Annotated in this window: 14 protein-coding genes and 1 pseudogene; 6 read left to right on the top strand and 9 right to left on the bottom strand. The window is 61.3% G+C overall.

Annotation, left to right across the window (positions count from 1 at the left end; all coding sequences use genetic code 11):
• Positions 1-82 precede the first annotated feature (82 nt).
• Both C662_RS19920 and C662_RS20735 read right to left on the bottom strand, forming a co-directional pair.
• Positions 83-1,051, bottom strand: coding sequence for a tyrosine-type recombinase/integrase (locus tag C662_RS19920; RefSeq protein WP_083485729.1), 969 nt, complete (start codon positions 1,049-1,051; stop codon positions 83-85).
• Positions 1,044-1,289: a DUF4224 domain-containing protein gene (locus tag C662_RS20735; protein ID WP_002924894.1), complete on the bottom strand. Its 246-nt coding sequence runs from the start codon at positions 1,287-1,289 to the stop codon at positions 1,044-1,046. Before C662_RS20735 ends, C662_RS19920 begins: the two co-directional genes overlap by 8 nt.
• 648 nt (positions 1,290-1,937) lie before the next feature.
• Here C662_RS20735 and C662_RS03215 point away from each other — a divergent pair.
• A complete protein-coding gene (locus tag C662_RS03215) occupies positions 1,938-2,297 on the top strand; it encodes an H-NS histone family protein (protein ID WP_002924892.1) in 360 nt (119 codons plus the stop codon).
• An 84-nt stretch (positions 2,298-2,381) separates the two neighbouring features.
• Here the strand turns inward: C662_RS03215 and C662_RS03210 are convergent, their stop codons facing one another.
• Genes C662_RS03210 through C662_RS03200 form a run of 3 tightly spaced genes read right to left on the bottom strand, consistent with a single transcriptional unit; the run spans position 2,382 to position 4,726 of the window.
• Complete coding sequence (locus tag C662_RS03210) at positions 2,382-3,074, bottom strand: SOS response-associated peptidase (RefSeq protein ID WP_002924890.1); 693 nt, start codon at positions 3,072-3,074, stop codon at positions 2,382-2,384.
• 22 nt (positions 3,075-3,096) lie between these two features.
• Positions 3,097-3,627 carry a hypothetical protein gene (locus tag C662_RS03205; RefSeq protein WP_002924888.1) on the bottom strand — a complete coding sequence of 177 codons (531 nt, stop codon included), beginning with the start codon at positions 3,625-3,627 and terminating at the stop codon, positions 3,097-3,099.
• A gap of 19 nt (positions 3,628-3,646) precedes the next feature.
• Positions 3,647-4,726, bottom strand: coding sequence for a tetratricopeptide repeat protein (locus C662_RS03200; protein ID WP_002924884.1), 1,080 nt, complete (start codon positions 4,724-4,726; stop codon positions 3,647-3,649).
• Positions 4,727-5,696: 970 nt separating this feature from the next.
• Between C662_RS03200 and C662_RS03195 the strand changes: the two genes are divergently transcribed.
• A complete protein-coding gene (locus C662_RS03195) occupies positions 5,697-6,866 on the top strand; it encodes a hypothetical protein (RefSeq protein WP_002924883.1) in 1,170 nt (389 codons plus the stop codon).
• Between the two features lie 499 nt (positions 6,867-7,365).
• Here the strand turns inward: C662_RS03195 and C662_RS03190 are convergent, their stop codons facing one another.
• The 4 genes and pseudogenes from C662_RS03190 to C662_RS03175 all read right to left on the bottom strand — a co-directional run bounded on the left by C662_RS03190 (position 7,366) and on the right by C662_RS03175 (position 10,687).
• Complete coding sequence (locus C662_RS03190; RefSeq protein ID WP_222948386.1) at positions 7,366-7,650, bottom strand: YnfA family protein; 285 nt, start codon at positions 7,648-7,650, stop codon at positions 7,366-7,368.
• Between the two features lie 29 nt (positions 7,651-7,679).
• A pseudogene (locus tag C662_RS20630) lies at positions 7,680-8,266 on the bottom strand (cation diffusion facilitator family transporter).
• 376 nt (positions 8,267-8,642) lie between these two features.
• Positions 8,643-9,998: a heavy metal sensor histidine kinase gene (locus C662_RS03180; protein WP_002924879.1), complete on the bottom strand. Its 1,356-nt coding sequence runs from the start codon at positions 9,996-9,998 to the stop codon at positions 8,643-8,645.
• A 2-nt stretch (positions 9,999-10,000) separates the two neighbouring features.
• Positions 10,001-10,687 carry a heavy metal response regulator transcription factor gene (locus C662_RS03175; RefSeq protein ID WP_002924878.1) on the bottom strand — a complete coding sequence of 229 codons (687 nt, stop codon included), beginning with the start codon at positions 10,685-10,687 and terminating at the stop codon, positions 10,001-10,003.
• Between the two features lie 169 nt (positions 10,688-10,856).
• Here C662_RS03175 and C662_RS03170 point away from each other — a divergent pair, with 169 nt between their 5' ends.
• The 4 genes from C662_RS03170 (at position 10,857) to C662_RS03155 (ending at position 14,773) form a co-directional block, all read left to right on the top strand.
• Positions 10,857-11,195: a DUF4148 domain-containing protein gene (locus C662_RS03170; protein WP_002924873.1), complete on the top strand. Its 339-nt coding sequence runs from the start codon at positions 10,857-10,859 to the stop codon at positions 11,193-11,195.
• Between the two features lie 653 nt (positions 11,196-11,848).
• Positions 11,849-13,087 (top strand): TolC family protein, encoded by a 1,239-nt coding sequence (locus C662_RS03165; RefSeq protein ID WP_232433202.1) that lies wholly within the window; start codon positions 11,849-11,851, stop codon positions 13,085-13,087.
• Positions 13,088-13,100: 13 nt separating this feature from the next.
• A complete protein-coding gene (locus C662_RS03160) occupies positions 13,101-13,664 on the top strand; it encodes a hypothetical protein (protein WP_002924863.1) in 564 nt (187 codons plus the stop codon).
• Positions 13,661-14,773: an efflux RND transporter periplasmic adaptor subunit gene (locus tag C662_RS03155; RefSeq protein WP_002924861.1), complete on the top strand. Its 1,113-nt coding sequence runs from the start codon at positions 13,661-13,663 to the stop codon at positions 14,771-14,773. The genes C662_RS03160 and C662_RS03155 overlap by 4 nt, the downstream gene beginning before the upstream one ends.
• Positions 14,774-14,779 lie beyond the last annotated feature (6 nt).

Genomic DNA, 14,779 nt, shown 5'->3' with positions numbered 1-14,779 from the left:
AGTCGGTTTGCTTGGACACTTACAATCTACCGACCTTCGAATCCTCAACCACAACTCCTCCCATCACGCGAAAAACTAAGGATCAGCCCTTCCTGACCGGCAAAGGGACAGCTCTATTTACTTTCTTACTGCGCAAATAGCGTTGATGACTGCTTTCTGTAGTGTGTCCAAGCAAAGCCCTCGAGTCGATGCCGGCCTCATCGGCTTCAGTTGCTGCGTTAGCCCGAATATCGTGGAAGTGCGCTCCATTTTTTCCAACTGCCTCCACGCCCGCGCCAGCACAAGCCCTTCTCCAATGCCCATACATCGTATTATAGGAAAGCGGAGACCCGTCAGGCTTGTGGAACAGGGTCTTTGCTTTCGGCGAATTATGAATCATCTTCGTTTCTCTGATGACAGCCTCAAGCTCAGGAGTCATTAGGATAAGCTGGCGCGCATCTGTCTTTCCTTGCTTGACATAAATTCCCATGACGGATATCTGGCTATACTTCATCTCCATTACATCGCTGATCCGTTGCCCAGTGAGGTAGGCCATGTCCATCAGACATGAAAGTGTGGGGGACGCATTAGCCTTGATAGCCTTCCACTCATGATCACTAATCAGCCGATCTCGGCCTTTCGTTTTAAATTTTTTGATATCCCTGGAAGGATCAAACGGAATGATCTCCCAGCGAACTGCCTGCACAAAGACTCCGTGGAGAAATGAGAGCAAGAGATTTCCCATCGAAGGCGTATCCCTGTAGTCATCTAAAAATTGCGCTACGTGACCGGGTCGAATCTGTTTTGGCGAAAAATCTGCAAATGCTTCAATTACTCTCCTGCTACACGTCACATAATTCTTGTACGTCGACGGCTTAATTGAGGGCTTCATGTAAGCCAAAGCCCTCAGAACCAACTCCTGCAACGCACCATCGTCTGAAGCAGTAGTCAGTCTCGCGTACTCGACAAGTGCGTCGTGACGATCACGCGAAAGCGGACGCCATTTATTATTCTTGACAAGATAGTAGCGACCATGCTTGAAGTGCATCCATCTAGGCAACTCTCTAGCCATGGCGCAATCTCACTTTTGGTTCATTCGAGTCAACGAAAGAATAATCTGACTTAAAACCTAAACGTTCGATTACGGTGACATGAAGAACGCGCGGCCAGCCATCAGCAGCTAAGAGATACCGAATCTTCTGGTTATCTAGCCAACGCAACATAGCGGATGGCCGCTGCAGGCCCGTTAGATCTTTAAGATCCTTCTGACTCAAAAACTTACTTCCGGATGAGGGGAGGGCATTATTCACATCGGCTCTCCCTGCTCTGCTCAAGACCGCAAGCACGATACAAGCGAGCCGAGAAAACCTCGATACCCGCCTTCTGAAATAGAAAATTATTTTTTAGCGCTATGTTTCGATCATGAAAGAAAAATAACTGCCACTCTCTTTGAAAATGCTTTCCATTGTTGATGGCTTTAAGAAGCATGGAGCAACTCCGTCCAAGCTGACATTTTTCGTCAGCAACGTTGACGGATCTCCGCAGCAGCCTTCATCCGCATCCAGCGTACAAAGGCGGGGTTGTACCCACATTTAGTTCCCCCAGCTTCGATGCAGTCGATCTGTCTCTCGACTGCGTAGGCTATCGATCCATTAAGCCTTCACGGAGCTGTTAACTCTTCGGTGTGCTGCTTGCATCCGAGGAGCCGCGTTGCTTTCAAAAAGAAGCACTTCTTGCGACAGGGGTTGATAGAATGTAATTTTTTCAAAGCTTACCATATTGCTTTATTTGTTGTCAATGCATGTTTTGAAATCTTTTTTTTGATGATGGTTTAATTTGCTTTCTTGCAGTCTTTAAACCGCCCACTCCTCACCGGCGCCATGCTTTGAAAACAATTGACCACCTGAGTCACGTTCTCTGGTATGCTCGTGAAACCTTTATTGATGCGATCTCCACACATGCTTCCCGATGATGAACTTAGACAGTTCGAAAAAGAGCGCCAAGAGATCGAGCGGCAGCGTAGAGAGCTTGAAGCGAAGATCCAGAGCCGGAAGCAAGAACTTAAGGCTGAGGCCATCAAGCAAGTCCTCACCCTTGTGAAGACCTTTGACCTGACACTGGAAGATTGCGGCTTCCGGTGCCCTTCACTTGAAGAGCGGGAACGGGCACGACCACCGATTAAGTTCGTGTCGCCTGACGGCCAGGTCAAATGGAGCGGCCGTGGGGTCGCACCCAAGTTCTTTCGGGACGCCCTAGACAGAGGCGAAGACCTGAGCATCTACTTGATAGAGAACCTGACGAAGGATTCCTCGAACTGAACTCAGACCCGGTTTCCAGCTCATCTTTTCGATTACAAGAAGGTCGGCGCGAAAACCCCGGCAAGCCAGATCCAACGGGCGCCCTCAGGCCCGGGCTGAGGACGGCTCGATCAGCCCCGCCCCCTCACTCCTCACGTTTCCCACCGCCTTCCCCACGGGATACACCGCGAGCGCCGCCTCGGGACACGGCCTCACCAGCGCCTGCACCTCGTCGGCCGCAGTCACCCCGTTCAACCACGCCCAGTAATCCCCCGGCGCCAGGATCACCGGCATGCGGTCGTGCAGCGGTCGCATCGCCGCGTTGGCCTCGGTGGTGACGATGGTGAACGTGTCGAGCGCCTCGCCGTCGGCCGGTCGCGTCCAGCGCTCCCACAGCCCGGCGAGCGCGAAGAACTCGCCCCCGACCGGGTGGATGTAGAATGGCTGCTTGCCGCCGCCCTCCTGGTCACTGAGTTGCTGCCACTCGTAGAAGCCGTTCGCCGGCACGATGCAGCGCCGGCGGCGGAACGCCGCCCGGAACGAGGGCTTCTCGGCGACCGACTCGCCGCGCGCGTTGATCAACCTGGTGGCGATCGCCTCATCCTTGGCCCACGAGGGCACGAGGCCCCAGCGCAGGCGGTGAATCACCCGTTCGCCGTTCGACCGCTGGCGCACCACCGGCAGCCACTGCATCGGCGCCGCGTTCCAGCGCGGCTCGAAGTCGAAGCCTTCGGGCACCGCGTCGAAGGCCTCGCGCAGGCGCGAGACCGGACCGTAGAGGGCGTAACGACCGCACATGCGCGCCCCCTCCCCGACTGCCTCAGTGCAGGGTGCCGGAAGGCGCGCCCTCGCCTTCCTTCACCGGCAGCAGATCCGTGAACCGCCCCTGCACCTCGGTGTAGTGCCGGAACTCCGGCGCCCCGACCGTGCGCTTCTTCTTGCTGATGCCCTTGGGCCTGATCGGCACCTGGGCGACCCACACGCCGTGACGGGTCTCGAGCGACAGGCTCACCACGTCGATCCGCCAGCTCGCCGGGCAGTCGGCCAGCGAGCCGTACTCGTCGAGGATCTCCTCGTAGCGGGCGACCTTGTCGGCACGCAGGCTGTAGGCCTCCATCAGCACGAACACGAAGTCGGCGTCGAGCTGCTCGGCGAGCAGCTTCACCGCGCGCGCCGCTGCGTCCTTGTCGCCCGGCGAGCGCATGACGAGCGCCGTGGGGATCGTGGCCCCGGTGGTGAAGTTGCCGACGAAGGCCATCGGCACGAGCTCCTCGCCCTGCTCGAGGAGTTCACGCGCCTTGCCGATCAGCGGCGCGATCGCCGCCTGGTAGCGTTCGGGGAGCTGGCTCATGTCGGGGTCCTCGCCGGGTTCAGCGCTCGCGGCGCATCTTCACCGCCGCCTCGTATTCGCGATCGAGCCCGGTCCCGGCGTCGCCCTTCGGGTCGAACATCCGGAAACCCACGTGCATGTACGCCAGCAGCGCCAGCCCGGAGAACTCGCCCTCGAGGTTCTCGAGCGTGTAGCGCACCGCCGGCTTGTTGATCTCGAGCCCATTGCGGCCGATCAACGCGATCTCCATCACAATCTGCCCGACCTTCGCCTGGTCGAGCGTGGCGAAGCGGTCCAGCGCCGCCTGCATGTACATCACCGCGTCCATGCGCAGCCCGCCGTCGACCGCCGCACGCATCTCCTCGTGACCGATGCGCGTGAGCGCCTCCTCGGCCATCTCGCCCGCCTGGTGCTCGGGGAAGCGCTTGACCACCGCCTTGTACTGCTCGGCCGCCTCCTTCACGTGCGACGGCCCGAGCGCCTCCAGGCACTGCGCGAGCCCGAGCTGCGCCCCCGGATCGGCCGGCGCCAGGCTCGCCGCCTGGCGGAAGAACGGCAGCGCCTCGGCCGCCCGGCCGGACCGCATCAGCACCGCCGCCAGGTTGCGCTTGGCGAAGGCGTTCTCGGGCTCGAGCTTGACCGCGTCGCGCAGCGCGTTGGCCGCCTCATCGGCGCGCCCGGTGCGCGCGAACGCTACCCCGAGCGCGATGAACGCGTTCGCGTGCGTGGGGTCGAGTTCGACCGCCCGCTGCAGCGGCGCCACCGCGTCCGCCGGCCGACCCAGCTCGGACAGGCACAGCCCGTGGCTGTAGGCGATCTCGGCGTCGTCGAGCATGCCGTCGAGCGCCTCGAGCACCGGCAGCGCATCCTCCAGGAAGCCGTTTTGCAGCAGCCCCAGCACGTAGGCCTTCGGCTCGACCCCACGCTCGGGGACCGCGACCACGCGCACGAACGCGTCATCGACCGCCACCACGGCCTGCCAGCCACGCGCCGCGTAGTCGAGCGCATAGCGTCCGATCACCGCCTGCTCGAACTCGGGCGTGCCACGCGGCGGCAGGCCCGCTGGGTCGAGGTCGTCGAGCGGGATCTGGAAGATTTCGGGGGCTTGGCGGGTGGTCATGACGATTCAATCAACAGGCGAGGGGAGTTCGGTGGCGGATTGTCGCACAGGAGGGCCAAGCCTTCCGGCCAAACCGGCCTTCTTCCAGCCCTCTGCCCCATTTACAAGGTCACTGCCGCAAGAATAGGCAAGCCTGTAAAACATACTTCCCGCCTGGGCTGCCATCGCTTATCCACAGGATCTCCCACATCCCTTTCCCCAGCGACTGGGGACAAGCAGGCCATCAAGAACGACGCGTTTGGCCGCCGGGACTGATCAGATGACTTGAGATGCCGAGGCGACCCGAGGCATGCGCGGCGAATGGGTTTGTGCTTTGTCAAGCACCTGCCGATCTTGCACCCAGGACCAGCAGGGCCTGGGTGCAAGCTGTTGGACCGGGGCCAGCTACTCATGGCAAAGGAGCCTGGACTCAAACCCCTTATCGCCACGGCCAGACGTCCTTGCTTCGAGGCCCTGAGCAGAGGTGCAATGGATCGACAGGTTCCCCGGTCCGGCGGGGTTCTCGGTAGTCGTCTTGGACCCCAGGCTTGAATGCATGGCTTCCGATGGGCCTCAGCAGCGGACGCCTGACGCATGAAGTCAGGCCGCAAGGTGCCGCACACGTGCCGTTCGTCCGTCAGGCGACGGCGAACGGCAGCCTCTGAATCCTGCGAACTCGAACTTCCGAGCCGTTGTTTTCATTCGCCGTTCGGATAATCCGGCGGCAGGTTCATGGGCACAGCAGCCATATAGCGGCGCTTCTATTATCCGTGCTTCATCCGAGTGAAGTGCGTCGCAACAAAGGGTAGACCGACTCCCGGCACGACATCTAGAATGCGCGGAGGTGCCCACCCTACTTGCACGCGAGTAAAAACAGGCAACGCAGCAACGACCGTCATATCTAGATTGACCTTCTCTTTTGAGCCTCGTCGTCGGGGACTTAAACGCGTGCACCTGACCCGAATCGATGAGGTTTGAGGAAAGGTTCATCATGACGATCAAGCAACTCGCATTCGACGCGCAGCAGCTCCTCCAAGCCCAAACCGGCACAACCTTCAGGCGCAGCCACATCTACGAGCTACTGGCCGCTGCTTTCGGTTTCAAATCCTACGCGTCCTTGTGCGCAGACCACGTATTCACGCACAGAAGTATCACCAGCCGACGCTCGGCCAAGCATGGCGAGTCCGTTGGGCGCCGCTGCCTGGAACTCGACTATCCTCCGGAAAGTGCTCTCCAGATCGCGCAGGTTCTTCCGGACTATCTCTCGGACCGGGACATCGGAGTCATCCGTATTACGAACCTCGTCGCCCGTCTGCAGCACGAAACCGGCAGCAACTCTTATGTGCATGACGACGAGTTCGGTGAAGACTCTGTGGGCGACGACGACACGTTTGCTCTGTGGTTCGACGGCGAATCCATCGCTTCACCGGTCCTGCTCGATGGACTGGCCACTGCCGCCGAAAAAGGCAACGCCAACGCCCATTACGCTTTGGCGCTCATCCACGCCTTACCTGACGATCCCTACGATGAACCTAGTGCCGGCAGTGACTATTGGTACAACGAAGAACGTAACGGCCGCGTGCTCGTCGGTGTCGAAAAGGAATGGGCAGACCAATATGCCGCAAGGCTTAGCGGTGCAGACAAGTATAAGCACCATCTCCGCGCAGCCGGCGTCCTCGGCCATGAGGTAGCCTTGCTCGAAATGGCTGAGCGTTTTGGCGATTCGACCTTCTTCGAGCGACCGCCCATCTATTACTCGGGTATCGATGCAGCCCATGCCGCTGATGTCGCCGAACATCTCGGCCGGGGCAAGGATGCTTGGCGGTGGCGGACGGAAGCCGCAAAACAGGGTGACACTGAAGCCATGCGCGAACTGATCGAGGGTTACGATCGGTTGAACCTGCAGCAGTGCTGGACGTGGTTCTATCTTGCCGAACTGCTCGGTACCGACCTGTCCGAGGACGAATATGAAGCCATCAACGAGGATGGCTCACCCTATGATGACGATGTCGGCGGGCCAGCCTACGTCGGCGGTCGGGGCGGCGTGGAACTGGAGCCGATCGATTACGAACAGGACATGGCTGCTCGACAGGCTGCAGCCGCGTTGTATGAGGCGATCGAGCCTAGTCACAACGCGGAGCCAAACGGCAGCCATGGATAAGTTGTCAGCGCGGGGCATCCGACAGATCTCGTAGCACAACGGCCGCTGAGATGATGACCCCCAGTCAACGTTCTATGGCCAACTGTGGCCGGAACGCACGTTCCGCCTGGGTCGATATCTGCCAATCAGCGCCAGCTTAGGTTGAATGGCAACTCGGTCCGTCGCCGACGGGCCGGGCCCGACCCCGTGCTGCCGTTCATTCAACCGAACGACCAATGACAAGTAACAGCATCAAGCCGCCGCCTGCTACGCAACGCTTACGAATAGCTAGCTGGCACGGCGGTAGCACAATTTGAATGTCGATGATGTAGGTCCGGGTAGTGCGGGCGCCCGGGGACTATCACCTTTTGGCGACTGGTTTGCCGCTGGCGCTGCGCTGCGCTGCCCGAATTGTAGGCCGCCTGCATCTCCTGCCACCTGCTGGCAGTGGAGGGGTAAGGTTAAGAAGTGGCTGACCCGCGAGGCGGATTGAAGCTCATGGCATGCGGTTGCAAACACCCTACTTGGGCTGAAACGCGATGATGCTCATGCCCGCCAGCGTCACCACTACACCGGCGACGTCCCAGGCGGAGGGGCGGATTCCGTCCACCGTCCACAGCCATAGGATGGCGACGCTGATGTACATCCCGCCGTATGCGGCATAGACGCGGCCGGAGGCCGCCTCATGCAGCGTGAGTAACCACGCGAAGGCCGCCAGGCTCACCGCCGCAGGCAGAAGTAGCCAAACCGAGCCCCCCTTCTTGAGCCACAGCCAGGGCAGATAGCAGCCGACGATCTCGGCCATCGCTGTGACGAAGTAAAGTAGCAATGTCCTCACGCGGCTCCTCCGGCAGGGCTTTCCCGAAGCCCGGCGTGGTGATAGATCTCGATCGTTGAGTGGACGATCTCCTCGTGCACCGCCAAGCGGCTCCTCACAGCGTCGGGGGTGCGTGCGCGGTCATGCGTCACCACCGCGATGGCCAGCACCGAGGTGGCCGCGTCGGCGATCACGTGAAGGTAGGCGGATTTGAGCTTGAGGCCGTGATGATCGTGACCGTGTCCGTGTGAGTGGCCGTGATGGTGAGCCTTGCCCGGGATCAGCGCACAAACGACGGTGACGGCCAAGCCCAGGATGGCGACCGCGATGGCCTCCTTGTACTGGATGGGTTGCGGCGACACGATGCGTTCGATCGAACCGATGACCATCATCACTGCCACGCCGAGCAGGAAGATGGCGCTGGCGAAGCCTCCGAGGATCTCGATTTTCCAGGTGCCGAAAGCGAAGCGCGGATCGTTCGCGCAGCGGCATAGGCCAGCGCGGCAGACACGCCGATCGCGAAGGTATGCGGGCTCATATGCCAGCCGTCGGCCAGCAGCGCCATTGAGTTGAACCACCAGCCTGCGGTGATCTCGACAACCATCGCAACGGCAGTGATCCACATCACCACCGAGGTACTGCTTTTGGCAAGCGCATTGCCGCCATCGAAGACGTGATCATGGGTCCAGGTGGACGGGTTCTCGGTGGGCACGGCAAGGCTCACTTGAGGTAGCTGCGCAGGACGCCTATCAGATCCTCGGCACCCTTGTGCGTCGGCATCGTCGGTCATTGCGGAGTCTCCGAGGTGGGTGCTGACAGACACTTAGAACACGTCAGCCATCGGCGCCGCGCACGAAGGCGATCTGGTGCAAGTTCGTGGTGTCGAGCGCACTCTACCTGGCCACGTATCCATGTGACCCCAGCACTCTCGATAGTCAGTGCCGCAAAGAGGCAAAGTTCAGCCCTTTCAGCAATGCGCCTTATCTGTCATGAGGTGCTACCTCCATTTGGCTGCACCCGCACATGGCAAGGCCAACGCTCGTCGTTCCGGCAGCTGACCGCACAAAGGTGGCGCCGCCATGCATTCGCGCGATCGCAGCTACGATCGCCAAGCCGAGCCCGTGGTTATGGTCGCGATGTTCGCGGGCCCCATCAACCCGATAAAAGCGGTCGAATAGACGAGGCAAATGCTCCGGGGGGATGACAGGGCCCGTGTTGCTGACAGACAGGCAAATGCGGCCATCTGCGTCCTGCTTGATATCGACCTCGATCACCGATCCGCGCTCTGCAAAACGGGTCGCATTGGCGAGCAGGTTCGAGAGCGCACGCCTAACCAACCCAGCATCGACTGTGCCCATGCCGTCACCGCGTAAGCGCGCAGTCACGCCGGCCTCCTGCATTGACGCTTCGTGGAATTCGATGACCTCGGACACCAGTTCGGCCAGGCTATCCACACGGTGGCGACGGGCGCGCTCCCCGCGATCGGCCCGGGACAAGAACAACATGTCATTGACCAGCCCCGCTAAAAGTTGAAGATCCTCGAGGTTCGATCCGAGCACATCGCGCAGTTCGGCGACATCGCGCTGACGACTCAGAGCTAGCTCGGTCTCACCAATCAAGGTCGCCAGCGGTGTGCGCAGCTCGTGAGCGACATCGGCGTTGAACCCTTCCAGTTGTTGATATGCGCGGTTCAATCGAACCAGGAGCGCGTTGAATTGTGTGACCAACGGCTGAAGCTCCTGTGCCTGGGCGGAGCCGTCAAGCGGCTGTCCAACGCTTTCCGGGCTTAGGGCCGCTGCTTGTCGAGCCAGGTCGCGAACAGGCAAGAGCGCTCTACGAACGAGCCATGCGCCGCCCACTGAGATGGCCGCCGCTCCACCAAGGGCGCTCGCGAGTAGCGTCCAGGCCAACTGCTCCAAAAGCAGCGCGTCGGCGCTGCTGTCGAGCATCAATTCGGCGCGCAGCATGGTTGTGGGCGACCATGGCACGGAGATTTCGAACTCATCCCGCCGCAGGATTGCGCCGGGGCTTGAACGCGCCGGAGTTGCGTACAGAAGAGCGTCAGATCCCTGGATCAGCCGTAACTCGAGGTTGGCATGGCCCACAAAGAAGTCGTCGAGCTTGTGACGCAGGCTCGGCAACGCGTCCCGCGTTGCAATCTCGCCGACGAGATGGCGCACTATGTCCCGCTTGTGCCGCAGTTCGTCCGTCTGCTTGTTGGAGAGATTTAGACTCGCGCCCACGTAAACGATCGAGCAGACCAAGCCGAGCCCCAGCGAGGCCAGCACGGCGAGCCACCACGATAACCAGCGGCTAAGCGAACGCGGATTGCGCATTCTCAGGGCTTCCGGTCCTCAAGGACGTATCCCATGCCGCGCACGGTATGCAACAACTTCTTCTCGAAAGCGTCGTCGATCTTGCCGCGCAACCGGCGCACCGCAACTTCGACCACGTTCGTATTGCTGTCGAAATTCATGTCCCACACCTGCGCTGCGAGCGCGGTACGGGAAAGGACCTGCCCTTGCCGGCGCAGCAGCAACGTCAGCAACGTGAACTCCTTGGCGGTCAGGTCGAGGCGCTGCCCGGATCGTGACGCCTTGCGCCGAACCAGGTCGAGTTCGAGGTCCGCCAAACGGAGCACCGTTGAATCCTGGCTATCCGAGCGCAAGGCACCGCGCCGCAACAAGGCCTGCACGCGAGCGAGCAACTCGGACAGTGCAAACGGCTTCACCAGGTAATCGTCGGCACCCGCCTGCAGGCCTCTGACCCGATCCTCGACCTCGTCCCGCGCGGTCAGCATCAGGACGGGTACGTGTTTGCCCCGACGCAGTTCTTGCAAGACGGCATAGCCATCCAGCCCCGGAAGCATGACGTCGAGGAGGACGAGGTCGTAATGCCCTTCGGTCGCGAGATAGCGGCCATCCGTGCCGCTGTGCGCGACATCCACGATGTAATTGCTTTCGGTGAGCGCCCTGCGTAGGTATTCGGCGAGCTTGGGCTCGTCTTCCACAACCAGAATCTTCATGCAGCGATTATCGCGGAGATGCCGAAACCATCACATTACGAAATCGTAATCTGGCAGTTCGCGATTCGACGAGGATGGACCCTTAAAGTCCGCGACGTGTTCGGTGCAAGGCGACGCCAAGCGGCTTATGCCGAACGCCACCTCTCACGTTGAACGAAGGAGTCTTGTCATGTCGAAAACCCGCACCACTGCCCTTTTTTCGCTTCTTGCTGCCGTCCTTGTCGTTCCTGCGGCTGCGCAAGCCAGCTCGCTGTGGCATCCCGCTCCCGGCGAGCAGGGGTTCACGTTCCATCCGGATCACTCCACGAGCACGAAAACCCGCGCCGAGGTGTTGCGCGAGCTCGAACAGGCAAAGGCCGATGGCAGCTATTTCTACCTGCAGCGTGGCCTCGCGGTGCCCTCGCGTGCTTCCGGACCCGGCAAGACCCGTGCAGAAGTCCTCAAGGAGCTGGTCGACATGACCCCGACAGAGCGCGCGTACATGAATGAACTGTACAGAGGCTCCTGAAGCCACCTATCGGCGCGAGACGTCGGGCCGTCCAGGCGTTTCGCCCAGCAGGTTCTCGTAAAGCGCCGTTTGGTCTGCCCATTGGTACCGTCGCTGTCGACGATAGCAAATCCTTATTGATAGAATCCGCGCCATGCGTCGTTGGCTTGCGATTTTCCTCTTGATCCTGCTGCCTGCCCAACTGAGTTGGGCGGCGGTGGGCGATTACTGCGCGCACGAATCCGGTGCCGCAGCCAATCATTTTGGTCATCACGCGCATCGTCACACCGAAGATGCAAAAGGCAAGGAAAAAGGGGGCTTGACGAAGGGCGCACACACAGACTGCGCATCGTGCCAGGTGGTGGGCTCTTCAGCAGTAACGAGTGAGTCCAGCGCGCTATTCACACAGCATCAGGCATCCCTCCCCATCGGCGTCACACCTGGGTGCTCACTTGCGGAGCATCCCGCAGAGCCCGAACGCCCTAAATGGGCCCGCCCAGCCTGATCGGCAGGGCGGTCGCCTTCATTCCCTCTTGATGTTCCTACCGCTTTGAGCGGTAGCGTCACGCGTCCATTGCGATCGGTCCGATCGCCCTCTGCCGATTCCCCGTGTCTTTACATCAACGGAGAATTGGATGTTTCAGCAACTTCGTCTCAAATGGCTGCCTGGGCTAATGCTCGGCCTTGCCGTCAATGGTGCCTGGGCGCAGCAGCCCGCCCCCCCGGCTCCAAGTACCGCCCTATCCCTCAAGCACGCTTTCGAGGCAGCATGGGCACGCCAGCCTGAAGCGCTGTCGCTCACGACTCAACAGGAAGCGGCGCAAGCGCGCCGCGACAGTGCCGACAGTTGGTTTGTCGAACCGCCCGCCCTAGAGGTAGCCGGAAAAACCGATCAGTTGGACAGCAATCGCGGGAGCCGTGAGTACGAGGTCGGCATCGCGGTTCCGATCTGGCTGTCGGGCGAACGTTCGAGCACTGCAGCCCTCGCCACTGCCGAAATAGCTGCCACGGCGAGCCGGGCTCGCGGCGCGCAGTTGCGCACCGCTGCAGCGGTACGCACAGCATATTGGGATTGGCAACGCGCGCGCGTAGATGTGACGCTGGCGAGGGCGGGTCTCGAGAACGCCCGCGAACTGGCCGCCGACGTGGCCAAGCGCATCAAGGCGGGTGATCTGGCGCGCGCAGATCAGCATCAGGCCGACGGTGTGCAAGCTACAGCTGAAGCCGCCGTCGCCGAGGCAGAAAGCGCCCTTGCAGATGCTGCACAGCAGTTGCGCACGCTCACTGGAATCGGGCCAGAACGCTCATCCGGCGGGGTGTCTGCGCCGGAGCCCGTCCCGTCCGCTGCGACACCGACACAGATTCTTGAGACGGCGCACCCTGCAGTGGCCGAGCTGCGTGATCGGGTCGACGTTGCGCGGCGCACGATGACCCTTGCCAGCGTTCAGGGCCGCGCGAATCCGGAGTTGAGTGTCACGACCACCCGCGAACGCGGCGCATCGGGTGAATCCTGGGAACAGACAGTCACGCTGGGCTTGCGCATTCCGCTTGGTTCCGGTTCGCGCAGCCGGTCCCGCGTTGCAAGCGCCAATGCAGAGGCCATCGAGGCCGAGGCGCAACTCCAGATCGAACTCGAACGTCTGCTGGCCGAAACAGAGATGGCGCACCAGCGCGTCGAATTGAGACGGCAGCAGGTCGCCGCTGCTGAACGGCGCTCCGACCTCGCACAGGCGTCACGCGGCTTCTTCGAGAAGGCGTTCCGCCTCGGTGAGGCCGATCTGCCGACCCGTCTGCGCATCGAATTCGAGGCGGCCGAGGCCGAACGCGAGCGCGCGCGCGCGCGTATTGTATTGATCTGGCAGCCGCCATCTCGGCCCAGCGCCAAGCGTTGGGCCTGCTTCCCGAATGAATAACAGGATCCCCAAAATGAAATCCACTCATACCCTCGCGGCATGGAGCCTCGCTGCCGTGCTTGCCGGGCTTGCCCCGCAAACGCTGGCCGGTGACGGACACGACCATGGAGAAGCGCCCGCGACCACAGCGGGCCCGGCATTGCCGCGATTTACCGCCGTCTCGGAACTCTTCGAGCTGGTCGGCGTAGTGAATGGCAAGAACGTCACCGTCTATCTTGACCACTTCGCTGACAACAGTCCGGTCAAGGACGCAAAGGTCGATCTGGAACTCGATGGGAAGGCCGTTGCGCTCACGCCCCATGCCGACGGTGAGTTCGAGGCCACGCTCGAGGAGACGCTCAAGCCGGGTGTCGTCTCTGTCACGGCAACGGTGATTGCCGGTCAGGACGCCGATTTGCTCGCTGGTGAGCTCGACTTGCATGAGACCGCCGCCGAGGCGCACGAAGAGGTTGCCGAATTGGACATGAAACCCTACGCAATTGGGGCAGGCGCGGGGGGGCTTGTGCTAGGCCTCATCGGCTGGGTTGTGCTTCGCAAGGGGAATTCGCGTAATCGCTCGACTGGAGGTGCCGCGTGAAGCTGAGCGTACTGTTTGCTGCGCTGGCGCTGGTATCGGCCAGTGCCTCGTGGAATGCCTTTGCTGGCGAAGGCCATGATCATGGCGATGAAGGTCCAGTTGTGGCAGGAGGCAATGGGCCACAACGGCAAGCCGATGGCAGTGTCTTTCTGCCAAAGCCGGCACAACGCCAGATCGGTGTTCGCACGTTGGTTACGGAAGCCGGCGAATTGCCGCGTACCACCGCGCTGGCCGGCAAGGTGGTCATGGACCCGAATGCCGGCGGAAAGGTGCAGGCCATGGTGGCTGGGCGCCTGGAGGCGGGCCCGCAGGGGTTGCCAAGCGTCGGTCAGGCCGTGAAGAAGGGGGACGTGCTGGCTTACGTTAGTCCTTCGACGGACCAGATCGAGCGGTCTAACCAGATGGCGCAATTGGCCGAGCTGCACGCGGCCAGGGCCCTTGTGGAAAAGCGCCTTGCGCGTCTGAAGGAACTCGCCGACACGGTACCGCGCAAGGAGATCGAGGCGGCCGAAAGCGAGCTTGCCAGCCTGAGGGCCAGATCGAAAGCGATCGGTGGTGGCCTCAATGCCCGTGATGTCCTGACCGCACCCGTCAGCGGTGTGATCGCATCGACTAACGCCGTGTCAGGCCAAGTGGTCGATGCGCGCGAGCTCGTGTTCGAGATCGTCGACCCGAAGCGGCTGCGTGTCGAGGCGCTCTCCTATGATCCAGAAATAGCGGCGGATGTCGCCTCTGCAAGTCTTGCGGTCGGCGACCAGCGGATCCCGCTCACCTTCATCGGCGCCGCCCGCAGCCTGCGCGAGCAGGCCTTGCCGCTCACCTTTGCAGCCGAAGGGGAAGCGCTGGCCTTTCTTGCCGTGGGGCAGCCGGTCGAGGTCTTCGTCCAGTCGCGCAGCACGCAGCAGGGTGTAAGCGTTCCCGCAGCATCGGTGCTGAAGAATTCGGCAAACCAAACCATCGTCTGGGTAAAGACGGCGCCCGAACGTTTCGAGTCCCGGACCGTCACGATCGCGCCGCTGGACGGCGTGAACATTGCGGTGACGTCCGGCCTCGAAGCCGGCGAGCGGGTCGCCTCCCGTGCCGCCACGCTGATCAACCAGATCCGCTGACCGGGA

Origin of the sequence: Thauera sp. 28, from assembly GCF_000310145.2 — a bacterium.
Classification (GTDB): Bacteria; Pseudomonadota; Gammaproteobacteria; order Burkholderiales; family Rhodocyclaceae; genus Thauera; species Thauera mechernichensis.
This window is presented reverse-complemented; position numbering and strand designations above follow the sequence as displayed.